The sequence below is a fragment of the Desulfobulbaceae bacterium genome (assembly GCA_015231515.1).
Lineage (GTDB): Bacteria > Desulfobacterota > Desulfobulbia > Desulfobulbales > VMSU01 > JADGBM01.
On record JADGBM010000188.1, the window covers coordinates 1 to 3,773 of the forward strand.

Below are 3,773 nucleotides of genomic sequence, written 5' to 3' on the forward strand. Positions count from 1 at the left end.
AAACAAAAACAGTTTCTGGCGCGCTTGACAAGCGAAATAATCGAGGCCAAGGCAAAAGGAGCAAAGCAAGCGTTTAGAGCAACTGAAAAATCACTGATTACTTCCGTTGGTCAGTACCAGTGGAGGCTGTTTTCTCCGCAGTGTCGTTGTTATCTGGCCACCGCTGAGCAGACCTATATGCATCTTGCTGGAGAAGGCAGTGAAAATCGAGATCTCAGCCTGATTGGCATGGAACTGTGCAAGGCACTGGAATTCGAAATTAACAGGGTTTTTGTTGTTCCTTTCCGCGCATACCTGGGGTCCGGCATTACTGAGTTCCTGGCCACTGAGCATACCGGTACAAGAAAAAACCAGCCAACCTACTTCACTTTCTTATCTAAGGTTGTTGATGAAGAAAATTACCCTGAAGTCCAAACACTTACCCTCGGGCAATTTCTCTTTGTTCTTAAACAAACCTTAAACGACGAATACTCGCTGCAGAGTTATAAACGTTTTCTTAATGAACTACGGCCCGGAATATGGCTCGATCTTAATCGTAAATTCATAGCAAAACTTAATACGGTTACAAACGGATATCGCAACTCAATAGTCCATAATTCTCCTATGTCCCAAAAGCAGTGCGACCATCTTCGAGAGCTTATTTTTGCAGATAAAGATGCCTTATTGAGTAAGGTTGTTGGATATACAAACATGAAATCAGTTGTAAAACCAAAACAATACAAGGAGGTGCTAATGTGACTGAAGAGACTATCGAAAGAGATATTGCAGGTGAGGAGGATGATTTTTATGATGACGATGAAGATGCGCAAAAGGACAAGTATTTAACCTTCCATTTAGCCAAAGAGGACTACGGCATTGAGATTGCCTTTGTGACAGAGATAATTGGTATCCAGAAAATCACTGAGGTGCCGGATATGCCTGTTTATATAAAAGGGGTTATTAATCTGCGGGGTAAGGTTATTCCGGTAATGGATGTTCGGACAAAGTTTAAACTTGAAGCAAGAGAATACGATGAGCGAACTTGCATAGTTGTTGTTGATATTGATGGAACTTCTGTCGGCCTGGTGGTTGACGAGGTAAGTGAGGTTATCGATATCCCAGCCTCTCAGGTCGAACCGGCGCCTCAAACCGGTAAGGGGAACAGCAGCCGCTACCTGAAAGGAATGGGTAAAATTGATGATGAAGTCAAGATCCTGCTGAACGTTGAAAAGCTTCTTTACGAAGAGGAGCTGGAACAGATCACCACCATTAGCGACACAAAAAATTAGGAAACAATTCAGGCAGAAACAATCATAAAACATCAACCATAGAACAAGAGGAGAAAATCAATGAAGATGAACTTAGGAATGAAGATAGGGGCAGGTTTTGGTGCCTTAATTATCATTGCCAGCATTCTTGGCGGCCTGGCTATTTTTAACATGAAAAATATCGGCAACCTTTCGCTAGCCCTACAGAAAGAATATGTCCCTGAGGTGGCCGTGGCCAACAATATCGAGCGCTTCTCGCTCCTTACCATGTATGAAATGCGCGGCTACGGCTTAACCGAGGATAAACAATTTCTTGAAAGAGGCAAGGCGAATCTGGAAGAAGTCCGAAAATCTCTGGATAATGCCTCAGACCTGGCGGAAAAATCAGTCCACCTGGTGAAGCTGAAGGGGCAAGTCGATGATGTCCGGAAGGGGGTTGATACGTACGGCAAACTGGTTGAAGAGACGGTGGCAATGAATACCAAGCTCGATGAGAACAGAAAAGACCTTGATGCAAGTGCCAGACAGTACATGACCAACTGTAACAGTTTCCTCGCCAATCAGAATGAGGCGATGGAGCAGGATATTAAGTCCGGTGCCGGTGAAGCGGCGCTTAATGAGCGTCTGCAAAAAATCACTATAGTCAACGATATTATTGATGTCGGCAATATGACCAGGCTGGCGGCCTGGCGATCACAGGCAGAGCGTTCTCCCAAGGTAATCGAGGATGCCCAGAAAAATTTCCCGATAATGGCCCAAAAATTCAAAGAACTTAAAGCCATCACCCGTCTTGCTGCTGACCTAAAAAGCATCGATGAGACCGAAGAGGCCGCCAACAATTATCGTGCGGCCATGAACAGCCTCTTGGAGAACTGGCTGCACCTCCAGGAGATTGCCAAAGAACGGGGCGAAGCCGGCGACCAGGTATTAACCGCAGCCCAGACCACCGCCAAAGCAGGAATGGAAGGGACCGAGCGAATTGCCGAAACCGCAGTCTCATCCCTAGGCACAGCTACCACCATCATGATTTTCGGCCTTATCGCCGCCTTGTTTATAGGCGTCATTATTGCCTACTTTATCACCCGCTCCATTACGGGGCCAATCAGTAAGACCGTTGCCATGCTCGTTGAGATGGGCAAGGGCCGCCTGGACAATCGCTTAAAAATGCAACGCGCTGATGAAATCGGTACGATGGCAAATACCATGGACCAGTTTGCCGACACCCTGCAGCATGAAGTGGTAGCAGCCCTGCAATCACTGGCGCAAGGAGACCTTACTTTTGTTGCCAAACCCCATGATGAACGCGATGTCATCGGCAATGCCCTCTTAAAAACCGGCGAAGACCTCAATCGTCTGGTTGGTGAAATAAACTCCGCTACCGAGCAGATCGCCTCCGGTTCTTCTCAAGTCTCTGATTCAAGCCAGTCCTTGTCGCAGGGCGCCACAGAATCTGCCGCCTCACTAGAACAGATCACCTCTTCCATGACTGAAATGGGATCCCAGACCAAGACCAATGCTGAAAATGCCACTCAGGCAAATACCTTGGCCGCCGAAGCCCGTAACTCTGCGGAAAAAGGTAATCAGCAAATGCAGAATATGGTTTCCGCCATGGGCGAAATCAATGCTGCAGGTCAGAGTATCTCCAAAATCATTAAAGTTATTGACGAAATTGCCTTCCAAACCAATCTACTGGCCTTAAATGCTGCTGTTGAGGCAGCTCGGGCTGGTCGTCATGGTAAGGGCTTTGCTGTTGTTGCTGAAGAGGTTAGAAACCTTGCCGCCCGAAGTGCAAAAGCTGCCAAAGAAACAGCCGAACTGATTGAAGGGTCGGTTGAGAAGACCAAAAACGGTACTGACATCGCAACTCAAACGGCTGAGTCATTAAATGAAATAGTCACATCCGTATCGAAGGTAACAGATCTCGTTGGTGAAATTGCAGCTGCCTCAAATGAGCAGGCCGAAGGGATCGCTCAGGTTAACCAGGGACTGACCCAAATTGACCAGGTAACCCAAACAAATACCGCCAGTGCAGAAGAAGGTGCGGCCGCTGCTGAAGAACTTTCCAGCCAGGCTGAGCATATGAAGGCCTTGATGTCACAATTTAAAGTTAAAGGTGGGAGACAGTCTGCCGCTAAACATCGAGCGTTACCATCTCCTTCGGCTAGATCGTATGGCAATGATGATTGGGGAGGAGGCAGTTCTTCCGTCAAATCACCAAAACCATCTGAGGTAATAGCCTTGGATGACTCAGAGTTCGGCAAATTCTAATTAACTTTTAGGCCCCGGTTCTCCCCGGGCTAAGCTAAGTGCGGTTGGGACTTGCTTATGCCAAAGGAGGGCTGGGGCAGTATTGTTTTTGGATACACTGACTCAGGAGAGGATTGATTTAGTACTTTGTGAGTATGATGTTGATGGATTGTCTCTGGTGGCTTGTGTGTTTGATTAGTTAAGTTGCCTGAATTCTTCGCTGCTATTTATTGTAGCATTGTGGATGATATGGAAAAAAGCAAAATTTTGATGTGTTCA

The 3,773-nt window shown here is 46.7% G+C and carries 3 protein-coding genes; all 3 read left to right on the forward strand.

Translation table 11 applies throughout. The features are described from left to right. Nucleotides 1-24: 24 nt before the first annotated feature. Nucleotides 25-738 carry a hypothetical protein gene (locus HQK80_15910; protein MBF0223678.1) on the forward strand — a complete coding sequence of 238 codons (714 nt, stop codon included), beginning with the start codon at nucleotides 25-27 and terminating at the stop codon, nucleotides 736-738. A gap of 23 nt (nucleotides 739-761) precedes the next feature. Continuing rightward, complete coding sequence (locus HQK80_15915; GenBank protein ID MBF0223679.1) at nucleotides 762-1,268, forward strand: purine-binding chemotaxis protein CheW; 507 nt, start codon at nucleotides 762-764, stop codon at nucleotides 1,266-1,268. 150 nt (nucleotides 1,269-1,418) lie between these two features. Continuing rightward, a complete protein-coding gene (locus tag HQK80_15920) occupies nucleotides 1,419-3,515 on the forward strand; it encodes a HAMP domain-containing protein (protein ID MBF0223680.1) in 2,097 nt (698 codons plus the stop codon). Nucleotides 3,516-3,773: the final 258 nt, after the last annotated feature.